The organism is Acidimicrobiales bacterium (genome assembly GCA_035546775.1).
Taxonomy (GTDB): domain Bacteria; phylum Actinomycetota; class Acidimicrobiia; order Acidimicrobiales; family JACCXE01; genus JACCXE01.
Genome location: DASZWD010000017.1, coordinates 69110 through 88043, shown reverse-complemented (window position 1 = coordinate 88043; position 18934 = coordinate 69110). Strand labels below are relative to the sequence as shown.

22 protein-coding genes are annotated in these 18934 nt (G+C 69.0%); 12 read left to right on the top strand and 10 right to left on the bottom strand.

Features of this window, described 5'->3' with window-relative positions; translation table 11 throughout:
- Nucleotides 1–3: 3 nt before the first annotated feature.
- Nucleotides 4–768: a dolichyl-phosphate beta-glucosyltransferase gene (locus VHC63_03905; GenBank protein HVV35723.1), complete on the top strand. Its 765-nt coding sequence runs from the start codon at nucleotides 4–6 to the stop codon at nucleotides 766–768.
- On the opposite strand, the gene VHC63_03900 is transcribed toward VHC63_03905, so the two are convergent.
- The 6 genes from VHC63_03900 to VHC63_03875 form a co-directional block, all read right to left on the bottom strand.
- Nucleotides 710–2287, bottom strand: coding sequence for a SpoIID/LytB domain-containing protein (locus tag VHC63_03900; GenBank protein ID HVV35722.1), 1578 nt, complete (start codon nucleotides 2285–2287; stop codon nucleotides 710–712). The genes VHC63_03905 and VHC63_03900 overlap by 59 nt on opposite strands.
- Before the next feature lie 38 nt (nucleotides 2288–2325).
- On the bottom strand, nucleotides 2326–2862 hold the full coding sequence (locus tag VHC63_03895) for a DinB family protein (protein ID HVV35721.1): 537 nt from the start codon (nucleotides 2860–2862) through the stop codon (nucleotides 2326–2328).
- A 9-nt stretch (nucleotides 2863–2871) separates the two neighbouring features.
- Complete coding sequence (locus VHC63_03890) at nucleotides 2872–3588, bottom strand: ABC transporter ATP-binding protein (GenBank protein ID HVV35720.1); 717 nt, start codon at nucleotides 3586–3588, stop codon at nucleotides 2872–2874.
- On the bottom strand, nucleotides 3575–5455 hold the full coding sequence (locus VHC63_03885) for a branched-chain amino acid ABC transporter ATP-binding protein/permease (protein ID HVV35719.1): 1881 nt from the start codon (nucleotides 5453–5455) through the stop codon (nucleotides 3575–3577). The genes VHC63_03890 and VHC63_03885 overlap by 14 nt, the downstream gene beginning before the upstream one ends.
- Entirely contained in the window at nucleotides 5452–6354 is a 903-nt protein-coding gene (locus tag VHC63_03880; protein HVV35718.1) for a branched-chain amino acid ABC transporter permease, read from the bottom strand. The genes VHC63_03885 and VHC63_03880 overlap by 4 nt, the downstream gene beginning before the upstream one ends.
- Nucleotides 6355–6420: 66 nt before the next feature.
- Nucleotides 6421–7602 carry a branched-chain amino acid ABC transporter substrate-binding protein gene (locus VHC63_03875; GenBank protein ID HVV35717.1) on the bottom strand — a complete coding sequence of 394 codons (1182 nt, stop codon included), beginning with the start codon at nucleotides 7600–7602 and terminating at the stop codon, nucleotides 6421–6423.
- A gap of 87 nt (nucleotides 7603–7689) precedes the next feature.
- On the opposite strand from VHC63_03875, the gene VHC63_03870 reads away from it, so the two are divergent.
- Nucleotides 7690–8388 (top strand): DUF2993 domain-containing protein, encoded by a 699-nt coding sequence (locus VHC63_03870; protein ID HVV35716.1) that lies wholly within the window; start codon nucleotides 7690–7692, stop codon nucleotides 8386–8388.
- Here VHC63_03870 and VHC63_03865 read toward each other — a convergent pair.
- Nucleotides 8302–8586 (bottom strand): hypothetical protein, encoded by a 285-nt coding sequence (locus VHC63_03865; GenBank protein HVV35715.1) that lies wholly within the window; start codon nucleotides 8584–8586, stop codon nucleotides 8302–8304. The genes VHC63_03870 and VHC63_03865 overlap by 87 nt on opposite strands.
- 30 nt (nucleotides 8587–8616) lie before the next feature.
- On the opposite strand from VHC63_03865, the gene VHC63_03860 reads away from it, so the two are divergent.
- Together VHC63_03860 and VHC63_03855 are read left to right on the top strand one after the other, a co-directional pair.
- Nucleotides 8617–8925, top strand: coding sequence for a hypothetical protein (locus VHC63_03860; protein ID HVV35714.1), 309 nt, complete (start codon nucleotides 8617–8619; stop codon nucleotides 8923–8925).
- A 12-nt stretch (nucleotides 8926–8937) separates the two neighbouring features.
- Nucleotides 8938–9615, top strand: a complete 678-nt coding sequence (locus VHC63_03855) for an NUDIX hydrolase N-terminal domain-containing protein (GenBank protein ID HVV35713.1) — start codon at nucleotides 8938–8940, stop codon at nucleotides 9613–9615.
- Here the strand turns inward: VHC63_03855 and VHC63_03850 are convergent.
- A complete protein-coding gene (locus tag VHC63_03850) occupies nucleotides 9612–10088 on the bottom strand; it encodes a hypothetical protein (protein HVV35712.1) in 477 nt (158 codons plus the stop codon). The two genes, VHC63_03855 and VHC63_03850, sit on opposite strands and share 4 nt — an antisense overlap.
- Nucleotides 10089–10104: 16 nt before the next feature.
- Between VHC63_03850 and VHC63_03845 the strand changes: the two genes are divergently transcribed.
- The 6 genes from VHC63_03845 to VHC63_03820 are packed head-to-tail and all read left to right on the top strand — an operon-like array spanning nucleotide 10105 to nucleotide 15914.
- Entirely contained in the window at nucleotides 10105–10659 is a 555-nt protein-coding gene (locus tag VHC63_03845) for a carboxymuconolactone decarboxylase family protein (GenBank protein ID HVV35711.1), read from the top strand.
- Entirely contained in the window at nucleotides 10656–11426 is a 771-nt protein-coding gene (locus VHC63_03840) for an SDR family oxidoreductase (protein HVV35710.1), read from the top strand. The genes VHC63_03845 and VHC63_03840 overlap by 4 nt, the downstream gene beginning before the upstream one ends.
- Nucleotides 11423–12862 (top strand): M1 family aminopeptidase, encoded by a 1440-nt coding sequence (locus tag VHC63_03835; protein HVV35709.1) that lies wholly within the window; start codon nucleotides 11423–11425, stop codon nucleotides 12860–12862. Before VHC63_03840 ends, VHC63_03835 begins: the two co-directional genes overlap by 4 nt.
- Before the next feature lie 10 nt (nucleotides 12863–12872).
- A complete protein-coding gene (locus VHC63_03830; protein HVV35708.1) occupies nucleotides 12873–13730 on the top strand; it encodes an ABC transporter ATP-binding protein in 858 nt (285 codons plus the stop codon).
- Nucleotides 13727–14506 carry an ABC transporter permease gene (locus VHC63_03825; protein ID HVV35707.1) on the top strand — a complete coding sequence of 260 codons (780 nt, stop codon included), beginning with the start codon at nucleotides 13727–13729 and terminating at the stop codon, nucleotides 14504–14506. Before VHC63_03830 ends, VHC63_03825 begins: the two co-directional genes overlap by 4 nt.
- A 7-nt stretch (nucleotides 14507–14513) precedes the next feature.
- On the top strand, nucleotides 14514–15914 hold the full coding sequence (locus VHC63_03820; GenBank protein HVV35706.1) for an amidase: 1401 nt from the start codon (nucleotides 14514–14516) through the stop codon (nucleotides 15912–15914).
- Here VHC63_03820 and VHC63_03815 read toward each other — a convergent pair.
- Nucleotides 15911–16759 (bottom strand): PAC2 family protein, encoded by an 849-nt coding sequence (locus tag VHC63_03815; GenBank protein ID HVV35705.1) that lies wholly within the window; start codon nucleotides 16757–16759, stop codon nucleotides 15911–15913. The two genes, VHC63_03820 and VHC63_03815, sit on opposite strands and share 4 nt — an antisense overlap.
- 108 nt (nucleotides 16760–16867) lie before the next feature.
- Here VHC63_03815 and VHC63_03810 point away from each other — a divergent pair, with 108 nt between their 5' ends.
- Nucleotides 16868–17398 carry a flavodoxin domain-containing protein gene (locus VHC63_03810; protein ID HVV35704.1) on the top strand — a complete coding sequence of 177 codons (531 nt, stop codon included), beginning with the start codon at nucleotides 16868–16870 and terminating at the stop codon, nucleotides 17396–17398.
- Here the strand turns inward: VHC63_03810 and VHC63_03805 are convergent.
- Nucleotides 17376–18191: a CoA transferase gene (locus VHC63_03805; GenBank protein ID HVV35703.1), complete on the bottom strand. Its 816-nt coding sequence runs from the start codon at nucleotides 18189–18191 to the stop codon at nucleotides 17376–17378. The two genes, VHC63_03810 and VHC63_03805, sit on opposite strands and share 23 nt — an antisense overlap.
- A gap of 7 nt (nucleotides 18192–18198) precedes the next feature.
- On the opposite strand from VHC63_03805, the gene VHC63_03800 reads away from it, so the two are divergent.
- Nucleotides 18199–18933 (top strand): enoyl-CoA hydratase/isomerase family protein, encoded by a 735-nt coding sequence (locus tag VHC63_03800; protein HVV35702.1) that lies wholly within the window; start codon nucleotides 18199–18201, stop codon nucleotides 18931–18933.
- Nucleotide 18934 lies beyond the last annotated feature (1 nt).

Here is an 18934-nt window from a genome sequence, read left to right as displayed (position 1 = left end):
GCCATGTCAACCGCCGTCGACATCGTGATCCCCGTCTACAACGAGGAGGCGTCGCTTGCCGCGTCCGTCCGCCGCCTGCACACGTTCCTGAGCGAGGGCTTCCCGTACTCGTGGCACATCACGATCGCCGACAACGCCAGCGTCGACACGACCTTCGACGTCGCCCGGCTGCTCACCAACGAGCTGCCCGCCGTCGGCGCGGTGCACCTTGACCGCAAGGGCCGCGGTTTGGCGCTGCGCGAGACGTGGTCGTCGAGCGACGCGCTGGTGGTGGCCTACATGGACGTCGACCTGTCGACGGACCTAGCGGCGCTGGCACCGCTCGTCGCCCCGCTGCTCGCCGACGAGGCTGACGTGGGTATCGGCTCTCGACTCGCTCGCGGTGCCCGGGTGACGCGCGGTTTCAAGCGCGAGTTCATCTCACGCGCCTACAACCTGCTGCTCAAGCGCTACAGCGGGGCGCGCTTCTCCGACGCGCAGTGCGGCTTCAAGGCGGTGCGCCGCGACGCCGCCGCGTTGCTCGTGCCGATGATCGAGGACAACGCCTGGTTCTTCGACACCGAACTGTTGTTGCTGGCCGAACACTTCGGCCTGCGCATCCACGAGGTGCCCGTCCACTGGGTCGACGACCCCGATTCGCGCGTCGACATCGCCCGGACGGCGCTCGAGGACCTGCGCGGCCTGCGCCGCATGAAGCGCCGCTTTGCCGCTACGACAGCAGACGCGCGATCGATGAGCGCGACCGCCGGCGCCAGCGGAACGCACTAACCACCGCTGCACCCCACAACGCCGCCGCCACGAGGGAGAAGAACCCGACGCCCGACGACGACGGCACCGTGGCGGCGACGCGCTCGGGCACGGCGACGGGACTGCTCGGGAGCGACGGCGCCGTGACGTCGGGTGTCGAGTCGGCGATCGCCGGTGCGTCTTCGGGCGGCGCCTGGAGTACCGAGCCGCCGGTGAGCGACGCCACCTTCGTCGCCATGACGCCCTTGACGTCGAACAAGGTCGAGTGCAGGCCGAGCGCGGACGCGAACGCCAGTCCGGTGACGGCCTTGTCGCCGGCGCTGCCCGTCAAGCCGATCGACGTGGCTCGGCCCGACGGACCACGTGTGGCCACCGTGACGGCGTCGAGGTTGCCGCGATAACCGAGGCGGCGGGCGATGTCGCTCAACGCGATGGTCACCGACCACGGGTCGACGTTCTCGGTGAGGTACGGCGCGGCCCGCAGGTACGGGTACGAGCCGCCCGTCATCCCGAAGCCTTCCTCGCGGTCGGCGCTCGTGCCCCCGGCGTTCGCCGAGTACACCGCGGAGGCGAGCGACCGGCCGTAGAGCAGCACCTGGCCACTGGTGGCGGCGACGGCCTTGTCCATCGCCGCGTACTCAGCGTCGGAGCCGATGTAGACCTGGCACTTCTGGGAGTCGCACAGCTCGCCGCCGGCCGCCATGGCGCGCAAGGCGTAGGTGCGTGCCGCGATCGCCTGCGCCTGCAGGCTGGCGGCGGGCCAACCGGGGTTGCGCACCTCACCCATGCCGCGCAGGTACGTCTCCACGTTGACGTGGTTGACGAAACGCAGGCCGCCGGCGACCGGCGTGATGTCGAGTTCGCCGCGGTAGCGGCGGCCTCGGGGAACGACGCCGACGCGGCCGCCGTCGGCGGGCACGGCGACGAGGGTTCCCGAGAACGTCGGCGCGGGCGGCGGCGGGGCTGACGTCGTGGTCGTGGGTGCCGGCGCGGTCGTGGGCGAAAGACCGCCGGCGATGTCGCGCTTGTGCGAGCGGTCGGGTAGCAGCGTGGTCGGAGGCGACGGCGTGGTGGTCGTGGTGGAGCCCGTCGTCGTCGTTGTCGGCGCGACGGTGCTGGTGGTGGTGGGCGGCGACCCGGGTGTGGTCGTCGGCGACTTCACCCTGGTGCCGTCGCCGTCGCGCGCCAGCAGGACCGAGCCGCCGGGGGCGACGTGCACCGACCCGTTGTTCCCGCGCACGTCGCCGCCGTCGGGGAACGCCACCTCGACGTTGTCACCGCTGAACACCGGCACGCGCACGCTGCCGCTCGCCTTGCCGAGCGAGGTGCCGGGATAGAACTGGCCGAGGATCTGCTTCACGTTGGCGCCTTTGTGGCCCATGGCCAGGGCGCCGTCCTGCGCCATGCCCACGCCGTGGCCGTGGCCTTTGCCGTCGATCTGGAGCGCCGGGATCAAGCCGGGCGAAGCAGGTGCCGCAGCGTGGGCGGCGATCGGGGCGAGAGCGGCCACGAGGGCGGACGCCGCGGCGGCGCGCGTCAAGACCCAGCAACTCCTCCGCACACGGGGAAATTTAGGCGCTAGGCGCCGCGGACCTTGACCAAGCCCTTTTCGATGTCCCGCAGGTGGTGCACGCCCTCGTGTACGGCGTTCTGGAGCATGGTCAGCGCGTCACGGTCGCCCCAGCCGAATTGCGCCATACGGTGCCAGTTACCGGCGTCGACGCGTTCGGCCTCGGCGACAAGTCTGTCGGCCCCGGACTTGAGTCGGGCGAGGACCGCCGCTTTGTCCTGTTCGTTGTAGTTGTCGGCCGCCGCTTTGGCGTTCTCGTCGAAGAACACGCCGCTGAGGTCAGGGTTGTCCTCGGTGTTCGTACGGTGGATCGTCACGGCGAAGGGTTCCATGAGGTCCGCCACGTGGGCGGCGTACTCCAGCGCCGACCAGACGCCTTCGGCCGGCCGGGTGCGGATGACCGCCTCGTTGTCCTCGGCGGGCGACGCCGGCGCCATGGCTTCGGTGTAGCGCCGCGGGAAGCTCTTGATGGCGTTGATGGCGAACGGCGGATGCAGCGTGCCGTAGTCCAAGCCACATTCGGGACACACCCATGCGTCTGCCATCGCGCCTCCTCAGTCCTCGGTTTCGATGCCAAGGTACGCGGCGCGCACGGCGGGGTCTTCCGCCAGCTCGGCGGCGTCGCCTTCGCGCACCACCTCGCCCGTCGCCAGGATGTAGGCGCGGTGGGCACGCTTGAGCGCCTGGGCGGCGTTCTGCTCGACGAGCAGGATCGTGGTGCCCTGCGCGTTGATTTCGGTCACGATCGAGAAGATCTGCGCCACGAGCCGCGGGGCCAATCCCATCGACGGTTCGTCGAGCAGCAGCAGCTTGGGCGCGCTCATGAGGGCGCGACCGATGGCAACCATTTGCTGCTCGCCGCCCGACAGCGTGCCCGCCGCCTGCTTGCGTCGTTCGGCGAGCCGGGGGAACAGTGCGAACACGCGGTCGAACGAGTCGCCCAGATTGCCGCGGCGCAGGTACGCGCCCATCTCGAGGTTCTCCGTCACCGTCATGCCGGGGAACATCCCGCGGCCCTCCGGCGCGTGGCCGATGCCGAGCTTCACCAGCTTGTGGGCTGGGATGCCGACGATGGACGCGCCGTCGAAAATCACCTCGCCGGCCTTCGGTTGCAGCAATCCCGAAATCGTCTTGAGCGTCGTCGTCTTACCGGCGCCGTTGGCGCCGATGAGCGTGACGATCTCGCCGGGCTCCACAGACAGCGACACGTGCTTCAACGCGGTGATCGGCCCGTACGACACCGCGACGCCGCGCAGTTCAAGCAGCGCCATCGTCGACCCCGAGGTACGCGTCGATGACCGCCTGATTCGTCTGCACGTCGCTCGGCGAGCCGTGCGCGATGACCTTGCCGAAGTCGATCACGGTGATGTCCTCGACGAGGCCCATGACCAGGTTCATGTCGTGCTCGATCAACACCACGGTGAGGCCGGCGTCGCGGATGCGGCGGACGAGGGCGACGAGCGCCGCCTTCTCCGTCTTGTTCATGCCGGCGCCAGGCTCGTCAAGCAGGAGCAGGCACGGGTCGGTGGCGAGGGCGCGGGCGATCTCAAGCCGGCGCTGGTCGCCGTAGGGGAGCGATCCCGCCCGTGCGTCACCGCGGCCGCGCAGGCCGACGAAGTCGAGCAGCGCCTCGGCGCGCGCCTTGGCCTCGCGTTCTTCGGTGCGGCGGCGACGACCGAAGCCGAGAGCGCCCGGCACACTCGTCTTGTGGTGAGCGTCGAGGCCGACGGCCACGTTGGTGCGGGCGGAGAGGTCGGGGAACAAGCGGATGTTCTGAAACGTCCGGGCCACGCCCGCCCGACAGATGGCGTGGGGCTTCTTGCCCTTGAGCGACGTGGCGTCGAGGCGGATGTCGCCGCTCGTGGGCTCGACCACCCCGGTGATGGCGTTGAACAGCGTCGTCTTGCCGGCGCCGTTGGGGCCGATGACGCCCACGATCGAACCGGTCTTCACGCTGATGGACACGTTGTCGAGCGCCCGCACGCCGCCGAAGTCCACGGTGAGGTTCTCGATGCTGAGGCACACACCGCCGGCCGGCGTCGAGCGGTTGCCGGTGAGCCCCGGGTCGGCGGTTTCACCCTCCTCGTCGGTCGGCGCGTCGGTGGTCGCCATACCGCCCAGACGCGACGGGATGAGGCCGCGCGGGCGGAAGATCATCACGAGGATGAGTGAGAGGCCGAAGAGCCAGACGCGCAAGTCGGTGACGTCGCCGGCGTGGAAGCCCAAGGCTCGATTGGCCACGCTGGTGATCTGCTTGCCCAGCGCCGCGTCGCGCAAGTACTCAGGCAAGAACGCGATGAGGAAACCACCGGCGACGACACCGAGGAGCGACCCACTGCCGCCGAGCACCACCGCCGACAGGATGATGACGGAGAAGAAGAACGGAAAATTGTCGGGGTTGATGAACCCGACCTTGCTGGCATAGAGCCAACCCGCGAGCCCAGCCGTCGACGCGCCGACGGTGAAGGCCCACAGCCGCATCTTGAACGTCGGAACGCCCATGACCTCGGCGGCCTCCTCGTCCTCACGAATCGCCGACCAACTGCGCCCGACGCGCGAGTTGTTGAGGCGGATCGAGACGGTGAGGGCGAGCGCGATTGCCGCTAGTGCCACGTAGTAGTACGGCAGCGTCCGCAGGCCGAAGGGTTCGGGATGCTTGATGTCGGTGATGCCGCGCGCTTCACCGAGTGCGTTCGTGTTGAGGGCGATGATGCGCACGATCTCGCCGAAGCCGAGGGTCACGATGGCCAGGTAGTCGCCGCGCAGGCGCAGCGTCGGAGCGCCGAGCAGGACACCGGCGAGCATGGCGGCGACGACGGCGAACGGAATCGCGGCCCACGCGTCCAGGTGGAAGGTCGTCGTGAGCACCGCCGTCGTGTACGCGCCAACGGCGTAGAAGGCGACGTAGCCGAGGTCGAGCATGCCGGCGGCGCCGACGACGACGTTGAGGCCGATCGCCAACAGCACGTAGACGGCGACCGGGAAGAACAGCTGACTCTGCCGGTAATTGGTTAGGAACGGGGGCGCCACGACGGCGAGCACCGCCAGCGCCGCGAGCCCGATGCGCTGCTGCTGGCGGGACAACTCGAACCGCGGACGGCGGCTCCAGATGCCGAGCGGCCGCTCACTCGCCGTCACGCGCGTGACCGTCCGAGCTGCTCGCCGAGGATCCCGGTCGGCCGGAACATCAGGACGAGGACGAGGATGACGAAGCCAAAGGCGTCTTTCCAGCGCCCGCCGATGACGGTGGCGCCGTAGTTCTCGATTAACCCCAGAGCGAAGCCCCCGAGGAGGGCGCCGCGGATGTTGCCGATGCCGCCGAGGACCGCGGCGGTGAACGCCTTGATGCCGTAGATGAAGCCGGAGTTGTAGCGAACGTTCTCGACGTAGGCGCCGAAGTACAGGCCGCCGGCGGCGCCGGCCACGATGCCACCGAGGAGGAACGTCACCACGATGATGCGATTGATGTCGACGCCCATCAATTGGGCGGTCTCGGTGTCCTGCGCGGTGGCGCGTATGCCACGGCCGAGCCGCGTCGTGGCGACGAAGCGCTCGAGGCCGACCATGAGCACGATCGAGGCGACGAACACGATGAGCTTCTGCGCCTGCACCGGTGCACCGAAAATGCTGAAGATCGTCGTGCGGTTGACCGTGCGCGGAAACGGGACTTCGTCGCGCCCGTAGCGCAGCGCGAAGAACTCCTGCACAAACAGCGAAGCGCCGATGGCGGTGATCAGGAACGCGAGACGCGGCGCGCCGCGTTTGCGCAGCGGCCGGTAGGCGAGGCGTTCGAGGACGACGGCCAGAGTTCCCGACGCCAACATGCCGGCAAAGGCCATCAACAGCACGACGCCGACGAGCTGAAGGCCCGCCGGCGTCGCGTGTGCCGTTTCGAATCCGACGGCGTGCAGGGCGAACAGCGCCCCGAACGCACCCACCATGAAGACTTCCGAGTGGGCGAAATTGATGAGGCGCAGCACGCCGTACACCAGCGTGTAGCCCAGGGCGACCAGGGCGTAGATCGCCCCGAGCGTCACGCCGTCAACGGTCTGGTCCCAGAATTGGTGGACGAGACAGCTGGTGCAGAAGCTGATGGTTCGGCCTTACAGGTGGTCGGTGTCGCCGGCGGAGACGAACTTTCCGTTGGTCACCTTGAAGAAGTACACCGTTGTCGCCTCCAGGTCGCCGTTGGGCTGGAAGACGATCTTCTTCGATACACCCGTGTACGGCGGGAGCGCCTCCACATAGGCGAGCAGCTTCGCCCGCGTGGTGTTGCCCGCCTCGATGCCCTTGATGAGGATGTTGGCGGCGTCGAACGCCTCCGAGGAGTATGTGCCCGGATCCTGGTTGAAGGCCTTCTTGTAGTCCTTGGCCATCGTGCCGAGTGGGCCGGAGGCGGATTCCGTAGCGAGGTTGCACGGGCAGGAGATGATCGCGCCTTCGGCACCGGCGCCGGCGCCGCTGATGAAGCCGGGGTCGAGGGATCCGTCGCCGGACATGAACACGGCGTCGACGCCGGCGTCGCTCAGCTGCTTCTTGAGCTTGCCTGCGGCTTGGTAGTAGCCGCCGTAGAAGATCAGGTCGGGCTTGGCCGCCTTCGCGGCGTTGACGGCGGCGGAATACAGGTCGTCGTCCTTGTTGATCTGGGTGGAGTTCTGCGCCGTCTTCGGCGTGCCCAGCGCGGCCGACACCTGATCGGTCAGACCCTTCGAGTACTCCTGGTTGTCGTCGATGAAATAGACGTTCTTGCCGGCGTACTTCGCCTTGATGAACTTCGCGATGCCGGCACCCTGCGCAGCGTCGTCGGGCAAGACGCGATGGAACACGTCGGACCCGCCCTCAGGAATGTTCGGCAGGTCGGCATTCGTGGCCGACGAGCTGATCATCACGAGCCCGGCGTTCTTGAGATCTGGGAGCACAGCCTTGGTCTCGCCTGAGAACGCGGGACCGACGATGCCGAGAATGCTGGCGTCGTCCTTGTACTTCGCGAGCTGACCGGGCGCCTGGGCCGGATCGCCCTGCGTGTCGAACTCCTTGAGCGTGAACTTGTACTTCGACTGTGCGTCGTTTGCTTGCTGAACGGCAAGCTTGGCGCCGTTGAGAATGTTGATGCCGAGGCTCGCTGCGTCACCCGTCTTCGGGCCGACGAAGGCGATCGAGACGGGCGTGCCGTTGTTGCTGCCGCTGGCGTTGTTGTCGTTGCTCTTGCCGCAGGCGGTGGTGACGATGGCCAGCGACATGACGACGGCGCTCGCGCGCCACCAGGACCGGGTGCTTCGAGACATATCTCTTCTCCTGTGGGACGGTCAGGTCAGGCGGGACGTTACGCCGGGTGAGTCCTCGTCTGCACGGATTGCGGTCACAATGCCGAGGTGATCCGTCGCCTCTTCGCGCCGTGCGCCATCATCGTGTTGTTGATCGCGGCCGATCTCACGGCGCGGGGCGCCGTCTCGTCGATCGTCACGACGCGGGCGCGTGAGGAAGCGCCACCGGGCTCGTCGGTGAAGGCAACCGTGGGCGGCTTTCCGTTCGTGCCGCCGCTGTTGCTGTCCGGCAAGGTCAAGCGTGCCTCGGTACACGTCACGAATCTCAAGGCCGAAGTCGTGGTGTTCGCGTCGATCGACGTCGATCTCTCCGGCGTGCAGCTCGACCGCGGCCGGCTCCTGCATCAGCGCAAGGCGCGCATCACCAAGATCGACCACGGCACGGTGCGCGCCGTCCTGACCCAGCAGGCGCTGTCCGACGCGCTGCACGGCGTCAACGTCGAGATGGCGAATGGCCACCTCACGCTCGCCGGGATCGACGTGACGCCCGTGGTGCGCAACAACCACCTCACGGTCGGCGGCTTCACCGTGCCGTTGAGCGACTACCTGCCCTGCGTCGGCGCGTTCACGATCGGCGACGGCCAGATGGAGATGACCTGCGCCATCGACAACGTGCCCCCAGCGCTGCTCGACGCCGTCAACAACGCCGCGTCGCTGCCGTCAGTCGTCGTGGTCGACGGTGGTCCAGGTGGGGAAGGTGATGTGGTCGACGCCCATCCACTTGGTGATGCGGCCCGCGTCGCGTAGCTGGCGGAGACACCGCGGGGCTTCGTCGCCGACCATGCGGATGTAGTCGGCGACGGTGATGAGCAGCGGACCGGCGTCGAGGTCGCCGGGCTGGGTGCGGGCGTCGACTTCGAGCGTCGGCCGGCAGGGGTTGCGCAGGTCCACGGGATGGCAGTGGTAGACGACACCCTCGAACACCGACATGGCAATGATCCGCATATGCGCCGACCAATTTGTCAGCATGGACGGGTGCGCGTCGCCTTCGCCCCCGATCTGCTCGACCGGTCGCGGTTCAACAACGTGCGCGACATCGTGCACGTCGCCAATCCCGCGGCTATCGACTCGATCGCCGGACTCGGTCCGGGTGACGTCGTCGCCGTCGACCTGTCCCGCGAAGGCGCACTCAACGCGGCGGCGCGCGCCGCGGCGCGCGGGGCGACGGTCTACGGGTTCGCATCGCACGTCGACACCGACACGATCCGCGCCGCCAAGGCCGACGGCGTGCTGGCGATGGCGCGCTCGGCCTTCTTTGGTCGGGTCGACGAATTGTTCGCGTAACCTCTGGCGTCGGTGCCGATCGACGACGAAGACCTGGTGCGCTGGAGCGAGGCGTTGAGCGGTATCGCCCGCACCGGTCTCGCCTTCACCACGTCGCTGTACGAGCAGGAGCGCTTCCAGGAGGTGCTCCACGTCGCCGCCGACATGCGCGCCGCCGTCGAAGACGCGCAACCGGCGAACGACTGGAACGGCGAGTGGATGGCGGGCGTCGGCAAGGGCGTGCCCGGCTACGTGACGCCGAAAGCCGCGGTGGGCGTCGTCGTGGGCAACGAGCGGGGCGAGATTCTCTTGATCCAACGGGCGAACTCGGGTGTGTGGCTGTACCCGACCGGATGGTGCGACGTCGGCTACTCGCCCGCCGAAGTGGCGGTCAAAGAAGTCGAGGAGGAGACCGGGATCCAAGTCGAGCCCGTCCGCATCATCGCCGTGCTCGACGGCATGCGGATGGGGATGACCCACATCCCGCTGTACACGATCGTGTTTCATTGCCGCCCGATCGGCGGCGAACTGAAGGGTCACCCGCTCGAGACGCTCGACGTCGGCTGGTTCGGCCGCGACGCCCTGCCCGAGCCGCTCGCCGGCTACGAGTTCTGGGGCGAGCAGGCCTTCGCCGCCATCGACGGCCACCCGCTCGAGGTGAGGTTCGACCCGCCGCGCGACCCGGTGTGGCGCGGCGACGCCACGCCTTAGGTGTTCAACTCGCCGAACAGCGCGGCCACGATGCTGATCGAGCCGCGCGCCTTTTCCCACGCGTCAGCGATGGCCTCGTGGTCGACAAGGCCCGACGCGTCGGGTGCGGTACCGAGCGCCTGCGTGGCGGCCGCGGCGAGCAGCGCCGGCTCGATGTCGTCGCCGTAGGCTGGGAAGCACTCGAGGCCGTCCCACAACGCCGTGAGCGGCGCCGGCGGGGCGGCATCGGTGGCGAAGGCCAACGCCACGGTGCTGAACACCTCTTCGGTGGCAAGGCTCTGAGGGCGCTCGTATCCCGCCACCGGGTGCAGCCGCCATTCGAAGACCATCTCGTCGGGCCCGTCGTCGCGCAGCCACACCTGCGAGCCGTTGACGTAGGTGTCGGTCGGCTCGCCGAAACGTTCGTCGAGGGCGACGATGAGTGCGTGCGTGGCGCGCCACACACAGGTCGGGACGCGAGCAGCGGTCGGCATGGAACAAGATTGCTCCATGAGCCCAGCCCCACGCGTCGCACCGGTCACGCCCGAGGAATGCGACGAGAAGACGACCGAACTCCTGAACGGGTTGGGCGCCGGCATGTCGCAGGCGCTCAACATCTTCACGACCCTCGCCCATCACCCTCGTTTGCTCAAGAAATGGTCGGAGTTCGGCGGCGTGCTGCTCTACCGGGGCGAACTCGACCCGCGCGAGCGCGAGATCCTCATCCTTCGCACCGGGTGGAACTGCCAGTCCGAGTACGAATTCGGCCAGCACCGCGTCATCGGCCTGCGCTCGGGCATGACGGAACAGGAAGTCGACGCGACGTGCCTCGCCCCGGACGCGGCGGGTTGGAGCGAGAGCGACGCGCTGCTGATCGCTGCCGCCGACGAGTTGCACGCGGAGTCGAAGATCTCCGACGCCACCTGGGAGAAGCTGGCGGCGCGTTACACCAAGGCGCAGCTGATCGAGCTCGTCATGCTGGTGGGTCAGTACCACCTCGTCTCGATGGCGCTGAACTCGCTTGGGGTGCAGCGCGACGAAGGCATCGACGGGTTCCCGGCGTGAAGCGGCTCGAGGGTCGGCGCATCGTCGTCGTCGGCGCCGGCACGCGCGCCACCGATGACCCCGACGCGCCGATTGGGAACGGGCGCGCCATCTCAGTCCTGGCGGCGCGGGAGGGCGCGGCGGTCGCGTGTGTGGACGCGCACGAAGGCTCGGCGCGCACGACGGCGTTGCTCGTCGAAGCCGAGGGCGCGGAGTCCGCCGCGATCGTGGCCGACGTCAGCGACCCGGCGCAGTGCGCGTCGCTGGTGGCCGAAGCGGTCGGCGCGCTCGGCGGTATCGACGGCATCGTGCTCAACGTCGGCATCGGCGCGGGCGTCGGGCTTTCGCACACGACGGTGCAGGACTGGGATCTCGTCGCCAACGTGAACGTGCGGTCGCACTTCCTCGTGTGCCAGGCCGCCAAGGAGCACCTCGGCGAGGGCAGCGCCATCGTGTTCATCTCGTCGGTGGCCGGGCTGCAATCCGGCAGCCGTATTCCGGCCTACGACACGACGAAGGCGGCGCTGCTCGGCCTCAACCGCCACGTCGCCGCCGAGCTGGCGAGTCGCGGCGTGCGGGCCAACGTCGTATGCCCGGGCCTCATCGACACGCCGCTGGGACGCGTCGCGTCGGGCGGCCGTCCGTCGCGTGACCGCACGCCGGTGCCGCTGAAGCGTCAAGGCACGGCGTGGGAGGTGGCCGCACCCGTCGTCTTCTTGCTCTCCGACGACGCCAGTTACATCACCGGCCAGGTGTTGACCGTCGACGGTGGGCTGTTCATGCGGTGAGACGCGCCGCGCTGCTCGTCGCGGTCGCGCTCGTGGGGTGGACGGGCGCATGCAAGGGCGCGCCGACGCGCCAGGGATTCGCGGCGTCGACGAGCACGCGCCCGTCCACGACGTCGTCGTCGTCGACCACCACCACGAGCACCACGGCCGCGGTGGCACCGGCGCCGAACGGGTGCGACGCCGCGGCCCTCACCCGCGTCGCGCCGCGCGCCGACCGGACCAAGTACACCGTCGACGCCACACTCGACCTCGCGGCCAACCAGGTCACCGGCACGCTCAAGGCCGTGTTCACCCCGGACAAGGACACCGACCACCTCGTGCTGCGCCTATGGCCCAACGCCCCCACGCCGGCGAACAAGGGTGCGCACGAAGACATCGCCGACGTCACCGTCGACGGGCACGCCGTCACGTTCCACATGGACAACCCGACGACGGCCGACGTCGACACCGTCGACAAGAAGCCGCTCACGCCGGGCACGGCGATCACGCTCGCGCTGTCGTTCACGCTGCGCCTGCCGGGTGTGTCCGACGACCGGTTGAGCCGGCAGGGCAACACCGTGCGCCTCGGGTCGTGGTTGCCGTTGCTGGCGTGGGAGCCCGGCGTCGGGTGGGATGTCGACCCGCCGACGACGAGCAACGCCGAGGCATCCCTTACCGTGGCCTCGGATTTCGACGTGCACTTCGTCGCCCCCGCCGGGCTCACGGTGCTGGCGACGGGGGTGAGCGACGGCCCGTGGCACTGGACGGCCACCGCGATGGGCGACTGGGCGGCATCGGTCGGATCGTTCAACCTCGTCGAAGGAACGGCCGCCGGCGCCAAGGTGACCGTCGGGGTCGAGCGGTCGATGAGCGAGTCGCCCACCGCCTACCTGGCGCGCGTGATCGCGGCGTTGACCGACCTGTCGCACCGCTACGGCAACTACGCGTATCCCACCTTCACGCTGGCGCTCACGCCCAACCTCACGGGCGGCATCGAATACCCAGGCCACGTGATGCAGGGCCCGAATACCAACGCCCGCACGACGCCGCACGAGGTTTCGCACCAGTGGTTCTACTCACTCGTGGGCAGCGACCAGGGCCGTGACCCGTGGCTTGACGAGGGCCTCGCCAGCTGGGCCGAGGCGCAGACCAATCACACCTATGCGTCGTTCCTCGCCAAGCCGATTCCCGCGGACGGCCGCGATCACATCGGCGAGCCGATGACGTTCTGGGATCCGATCCACAACGACTACTACCGCTCCGTGTACGTGCAGAGCGTGCAGGCCCTCGGCGCCCTCGGCGTGTCGACCGCAGCCGTCGACTGCGCCCTGGCGCGCTACGTGGCCGCTAACGCCTATCGCGTGGCCACCCCGCAAGCAGTGGTCGACGCGTTGAAGACGGTGGCGCCGAACGCGGCGGCGGTCCTGGCGAAGTACGGAGTGAAGCGAATCAGTTAGCTTGCGCGGCGTGGGCGAGGCGGTCATCGAGGTCGAGGGGCTGTGCAAACGCTACGGCGCGTTCGAAGCAGTCAAGGGCATCGACCTGCACGTCAAACGGGGCGAGGTGTTCGCCTTCCTGGGGCCCAACGGTGCGGGCAAGACGACCTCGGTCGAGATCTTCGAAGGTTTCCGCCACCGTGACGACGGCCGCGTGTCGGTGCTCGGCGTCGACCCCGACCGCGGTGGGCTCGACTGGCGCGCCCGGATCGGTGTCGTGTTGCAGGAGTCGCGGCCCGAACCATTGCTGACCGTGCGCGAGTCGATCGCCCAGTACGCCGGGTTCTACCCCCGGCCGCGACCCGTGGACGAGGTGATCCGCCTCGTCGGACTCGACGACGCCGCCGGGGTCCGCGCCGGCAAGCTGTCCGGCGGCCAGCAGCGGCGACTCGACGTCGGGCTCGCCCTCGTCGGCCGGCCCGAAGTCGTGTTCCTCGACGAGCCGACGACGGGCTTCGACCCGACGGCGCGACGCGAGGCGTGGGCCGTCCTCGAAGGCCTCAAGGCCGAAGGCCTCACCGTCTTCCTGACGACGCACTACCTCGAAGAGGCCGAGGTGCTAGCCGACCGCGTCGCTGTCATCGCCGGCGGCCGCATCGTCGCCGAGGGCACGCCGGCGACGCTGGCGGGCCGCAACACCGCCCAATCGCGCATCACCTACCGGATCGCGGGGGACGCAGAGACCCACGTCGCCCACAGCGACGACGTCGTGGCTGATCTGCAACGTCTGTTCACGCGCACCAAGCGGGCGAAGCAGACGATCACCGAGCTCGAAGTGACGCGCCCGTCGCTCGAGGACGTGTACCTCGATCTGGTAGCGGATCCGTGAAACGCCTCGGGCTCGTCGCCCATCAGTTCCGCTACGACTACCGCAGTTACGTCCGCGAACCGACCGCGGTTTTCTTCACTGCGTTCCTACCGCTGATGTTCCTCGTCCTGATCGTCGGTGTTTTCGGCAACCAGGCGCAGCCGATCGGTGGTGGCCGGCGCGTGTCGGGCGCCACGTACTACGTCCCGTCGATCATGGCGCTGGCCGTCGTGTCGGCCACCGCCGTCAACCTGGCGGTGTCGGTGGCGACGGCACGCGAGCGGGGGACGCTCAAGCGGTTGCGGGCCACGCCGCTGCCGCCGTGGGTCTTTCTCGCGGCGCGAGTCGTCACCCAGGTCATCACCGTGACGCTGATCGCCGGCACCGTGTTGCTGCTCGGTCGCGTCGCCTACAACGTCCACTTGCCGCCGTCCGCGTGGCCGGCCTTGCTGGTCACGCTCGCCGTCGGCATTGCGTGCTTCTGCTGCGTAGGTTTTCTGATGACGCTCGTCATTGCCAGCGAGCAGGCGGCGGCGGCGGTGGCCAACGCGCTCACGTTGCCGCTGAACTTCATCTCCGGCGTGTTCTTCCCCCGCGGCACGATCCCGCAGTGGATGACTCACATCGCCGAGCTATTCCCGATCAAGCATCTCGTGGACGCGCTCTTCACGGTCTTCGATCCCGGCAACCACGGCTCGCGCTTGGCCGGCCGCGACCTGCTGGTGCTCACGGCGTGGGGCGTGGTCAGCCTGGTGATCTCGGCCCGCCGTTTTCGTTGGGTCCCCTCGAACAGGTAGGTGACGAATGCGCAGTGCGACTGAGGTAGCCGACGCAGTTCGGTCCGGAGCGCTCAAGGCAAGCGAAATCCTCGACGAGTGCTTGTCCCGCGTCGCCCAATACAACGACGCCCTCAATGCGTTCGTCGTACTCGACCCCGACGCGGCGCGCGCGGCAGCGGCCGCAGTCGACGACGCCGTCGCCGCGGGGCGCGATCCGGGGCCGTTCGCCGGTGTGCCGATCGGAGTGAAGGATCTCGAGGACGCGGCGGGGCTGCCGACCTCGCACGGCTCGCTGATCTTCAAGGACAGCGCGCCGCAGACCGCAGATTCGATCCATCTGGCGCGCCTGCGCGCCGCCGGCGCCGTGGTCATCGGCAAGACGGCGGCGCCTGAATTCGGCACGGTCGCCTTCACCCACAGCAGAGCGTTCGGCACGACGCGTAACCCGTGGAACCTGGAGCGCACGCCCGGCGGATCGAGCGGTGGATCGGCCGCCGCGGTCGCCGCCGGACTCGTCCCGATGGCGACGGCGAGTGACGGTGGTGGTTCGATTCGCATCCCGGCGGCGTTCTCCGGACTGGTGGGGATGAAGCCGAGCTTCGGTCGCATCCCGCATCCGTTCCCGGCGGTGTCGCAAACGTCGGTGTACGGCGTCGAAGTCACGACGGTGCGCGACGCAGCGCGGCACCTCGACGTCACCGCCGGTCCCGCCGACGTCGACCGCACGACGCTGCCGCCGCCGACGGTGCGTTACGAGGACGCCATCGAGTCGCTCGACGTGCGCGGCCTGCGCCTCGGCTTCTCTGTCGACCTTGGCTACGCCGTCGCCGACCCCGAGGTGGCCGAGATAGTCGAGGCGGCGGCGGGCGATATCTTCGCCGCCGTCGGCGCACCGTTTGCCTGCGCGGACGTGGACCTGCCGGAGCCGATCCGCACGTGGCTCAGCGCCGGCACCGTCGACCAGTACCTCAACCTCGACGACGGCATGTGGCCCGACGTGGCGCCGCAGATGGTCGGCTTCGTGCGCCGGGACTTCGAATCGGGGGAGAACCGCACCGCGCCCCAGATCGCCAAGCGGTTCCGTTTCCGCCACCAGTTCGAAGCGGCGTGGGCGGAGGTGTTCGAGCGTTACGACGTGCTGATCTGCCCGACGACCGCCGTGCCCGCGTTCCCCGCTGCCGGTCCTCCGCCATCGGTGATCGCAGGGCGCGAGCTCGGCCCGGCGTACGCGACGCCGTTCTGCTTCCCGGCCAACATCGGGTGGAACCCGGCGATCTCATTGCCGGCAGGCACGACCGCAGAAGGCCTTCCGGTCGGCGTGCAAGTGATCGCTCGGCGTCATCACGACGAGGTGGCGCTGCGTCTCGGTCGTTTGTTCGAGCAGGCGCGGCCGTGGCCGCCGCACGCGCCCGGTTACGCCGACTAGTTCTGTTCGCGCAGGAAGCGTTCGGCCTGGGCCGCGATGTCGAAGCGGTCCGGGTCGTCCATCGTCTCGCCGTTGTCGATGACGCGCTCGAGGCCGTGGACGTAGTTGGCGATGTCCTCGTCGGCTTCGATCATGTCGTCGACTTGGCGCTCGTAGGACGCGGCGGCGATTTCGAGATCGGTGGTCTCGAGGCTGGCGCCGACGATGTCGGCGGCTCGGCGGGCCAGTGCGAGGGTCGCCTTGGGCGAGGGCTGCTGGCTGACGTAGTGCGGCACCGCCGCCCACAGCGACGCCGACTTGATACCGGCTTCGGCGAAGCGCGTGTGGAGCACACCGACGATTCCCGTGGGGCCTTCGTAACGCGACCGCCGGAGTCCGAGTTCCTCGATCAAATCCGGATCCGATCCGGTGCCGGTCACCTGCACGTCCCGGGTGTGGGGCACCTCGGCCGCCAACGCCCCGAGCGTGAGCACGAGTTCGATGTCGAGCTCACGGGCGATGTCGACGACGTCGTCGCAGAACGTGCGCCAGCGGTTGTTGGGTTCGATGCCGTGCACCAGCACGACGTCGCCGTCGGCGTTGGGCGGGGCGGTGGCGGCGAAGCGCGTCGTGCGCCAGTCGATCTCGCGGGTGACGCCGTCGATCAGGCGCACCTGAGGCCGAACGACGGTGAAGTCGTAGAACTCCTCAGGGTCGATGCTGGCGAAGACTCGCTCGTCCCAGGTGTTGCCCAAGTAATCCACGGCGCTCGACGCCGATTCGGCGGCATCGTTCCAACCTTCGAAGGCTGCGACCATCACCGGGCGACGCAGTTTCGGGCGACTGTCCCAACGGACGTACTCCATGCCGCCAGGCTACTCCCGCGTCGGCGGGCGCAACTCCCGCCGAACGGCCACCCGGATTGGGACCCTCGCCCCTAACGGAAAGCGGCGGTGGACCCCGACGATGCAGCTATGCGAGCCGTTGTCATCTACGAATCCATGTACGGAAACACGCGTCAGATCGCCGAGGCGATCGCCGAGGGATTTGGTGACAACGCCACCACGTGCGCGGTCGCGTTTGTTACCGACGACGATCTCGCCGCCGACTTTCTCGTCGTCGGCGGTCCCACACACGCGCACGGTATGAGTCGCGCGTCGACGCGCAAGTCGGCCGAGGACCGTATTCGCCTCGGCCAGGCCGAAGGCCACATGGACGACCACGCCGACCTGACCACGGGTGTGCGTGAGTGGCTCGAAAGCGTCGATCTGACGGGTCGCACCGCTGCCGCCTTCGACACGCGTATGCACGCGCCCTCGATCTTCACCGGACGCGCCAGCAAGGGCATCGCCCGTCGTCTGCGGCGCGCCGGCGCGACCGTGATCGGTGAACCGACGAGCTTCTTCGTGACGAAGCACGCCGAGTTGGCCGACGGCGAACTCGACCGGGCGCGCGCCTTCGGCGCGTCGCTCGGCGCCCGGCTCAGCCTGCGGTCAGCCGCGTAGCAGCGTCGCGGGCGACTCCCGCCATGGCGATGTCGAGCAACACGGCGTCGTCGCCGCTCAGCGCGTCGGTGATCGCTGCGTAGGCCGCACGTCCCGTCAGCGGATCGGCGATGGCGTCGCCCTTGAAGCGCGGCGTCCCGTCGGGCGCGTAGCGCACGAGACCGCCGGCCACCGCGGCGTCGTCGCCGAACGCCACGCGGTTCGACGCCCGGCCGTAGCCGGTGATCGACGCCCACACGTGCACGCCGCTGGTTTCCGGCTGGATGCCGCGGTGGGCGAGCGCCCGGGGCCGCGCCGATTCCACGACGACGTCAGCCGCGGCGATGAGTGCCGGCAACGCGTCGGGGTCGTCCCAGTCGAAGGTGACGAGCGTCTTGTTGTCGTTGAGTTCGGCGTAGAGGTCCGGCCGGCCGAGCTTTAGGTTGTCGGGCCGCTGGACCGACTCGGCCTTCGTCACGATCGCCCCGTCGGCCGCCAACAGATGCGCCGCCAACGGCCCCGCCCACAGCGACGACAGGTCCAACACCCGCACCACGCCGCTTCTGTGAAGGCTTTTCCGTGCAGCACACGGAAAAGCCTTCACAGAAGGGCCGGTGTACTCGCCGAGGGCGGCCACCGCGAGGCCGAGGAGTTCGGCGCCGGCGACGAGTTCGGCCCCGGTGCGCTGGGCGACGGCGTGGGCGAGGCCGTCTTCGCCGCATCCGATCCACGCCGGCAACAGCTCTCGGTCCGACGGGCGCGGCAGCGTCACGGCGACCCAGCCATCGGCGCTGCGTAACAACCTGCTGTTCAATGTGCCTGTGACCGTAGACGACGCCATCGCCGAATCCCGCCGGCGCTGGCCGCGGGCGTGTGCGGCCTACGAGGACCTTTTGATGCGCGGCTCGAGCCTCGAAGACGAGTCGCGCGTGTACTCGTCGCTCCAGGCGGGCCCGGAGTTCGCGGCGTGGCGCGCTGCGACACCGATCAAGCCGAGGCAACCGAACCCCGAACCGGCGGTGTTGATCGAACGCGTCGGTGACGAGTTGCGCGTCACGCTGAACCGGCCGGAACGGCGCAATGCCCTTGGCATCGAAGTGCGCGACGGGCTGCTCGACGCGTTCGCCGTCGCCCACGCCGATGCGTCGTTGCGCGTGATTGTTCGCGGCAACGGCCCGTCGTTCTGCGCCGGGGGCGACCTCGACGAGTTCGGTTCGTTCCCTTCGCCCGAAGAGGCGCACGTCATCCGGTTGCAGACGAGCATCGGCGCCGCGATCGCCGCGATCGCCGACCGCGTCACCTTCCACATCCACGGGGCGTGTTACGGCAGCGGCATCGAGTTGCCGGCGTTCGCGTCGCGGGTGATCGCCGCCCCCGACACCACGATCGCCCTGCCCGAGATCGGCCTCGGTCTCATCCCGGGTGCCGGCGGCACCGTTTCGATGACGGCCCGGATCGGCGTCGAGCGCATGCTCCGACTCGGCCTCTCCCGTCAACCCATCGACGCCCAAACCGCCCTCGCCTGGGGCCTCGTCGACGCCGTCGGAATAACGTGAC

Bases quoted from the DNA above. Each gene is read 5' to 3' on its own strand.
- VHC63_03905 (HVV35723.1), top strand. From the start codon at position 4: ATGTCAACCGCCGTCGACATCGTGATCCCCGTCTACAACGAGGAGGCG.
- VHC63_03895 (HVV35721.1), bottom strand. From the start codon at position 2,862: ATGGCAGACGCATGGGTGTGTCCCGAATGTGGCTTGGACTACGGCACG.
- VHC63_03890 (HVV35720.1), bottom strand. From the start codon at position 3,588: ATGGCGCTGCTTGAACTGCGCGGCGTCGCGGTGTCGTACGGGCCGATC.
- VHC63_03875 (HVV35717.1), bottom strand. From the start codon at position 7,602: ATGTCTCGAAGCACCCGGTCCTGGTGGCGCGCGAGCGCCGTCGTCATG.
- VHC63_03865 (HVV35715.1), bottom strand. From the start codon at position 8,586: ATGCGGATCATTGCCATGTCGGTGTTCGAGGGTGTCGTCTACCACTGC.
- VHC63_03850 (HVV35712.1), bottom strand. From the start codon at position 10,088: ATGCCGACCGCTGCTCGCGTCCCGACCTGTGTGTGGCGCGCCACGCAC.
- VHC63_03845 (HVV35711.1), top strand. From the start codon at position 10,105: ATGAGCCCAGCCCCACGCGTCGCACCGGTCACGCCCGAGGAATGCGAC.
- VHC63_03820 (HVV35706.1), top strand. From the start codon at position 14,514: ATGCGCAGTGCGACTGAGGTAGCCGACGCAGTTCGGTCCGGAGCGCTC.
- VHC63_03815 (HVV35705.1), bottom strand. From the start codon at position 16,759: ATGGAGTACGTCCGTTGGGACAGTCGCCCGAAACTGCGTCGCCCGGTG.
- VHC63_03810 (HVV35704.1), top strand. From the start codon at position 16,868: ATGCGAGCCGTTGTCATCTACGAATCCATGTACGGAAACACGCGTCAG.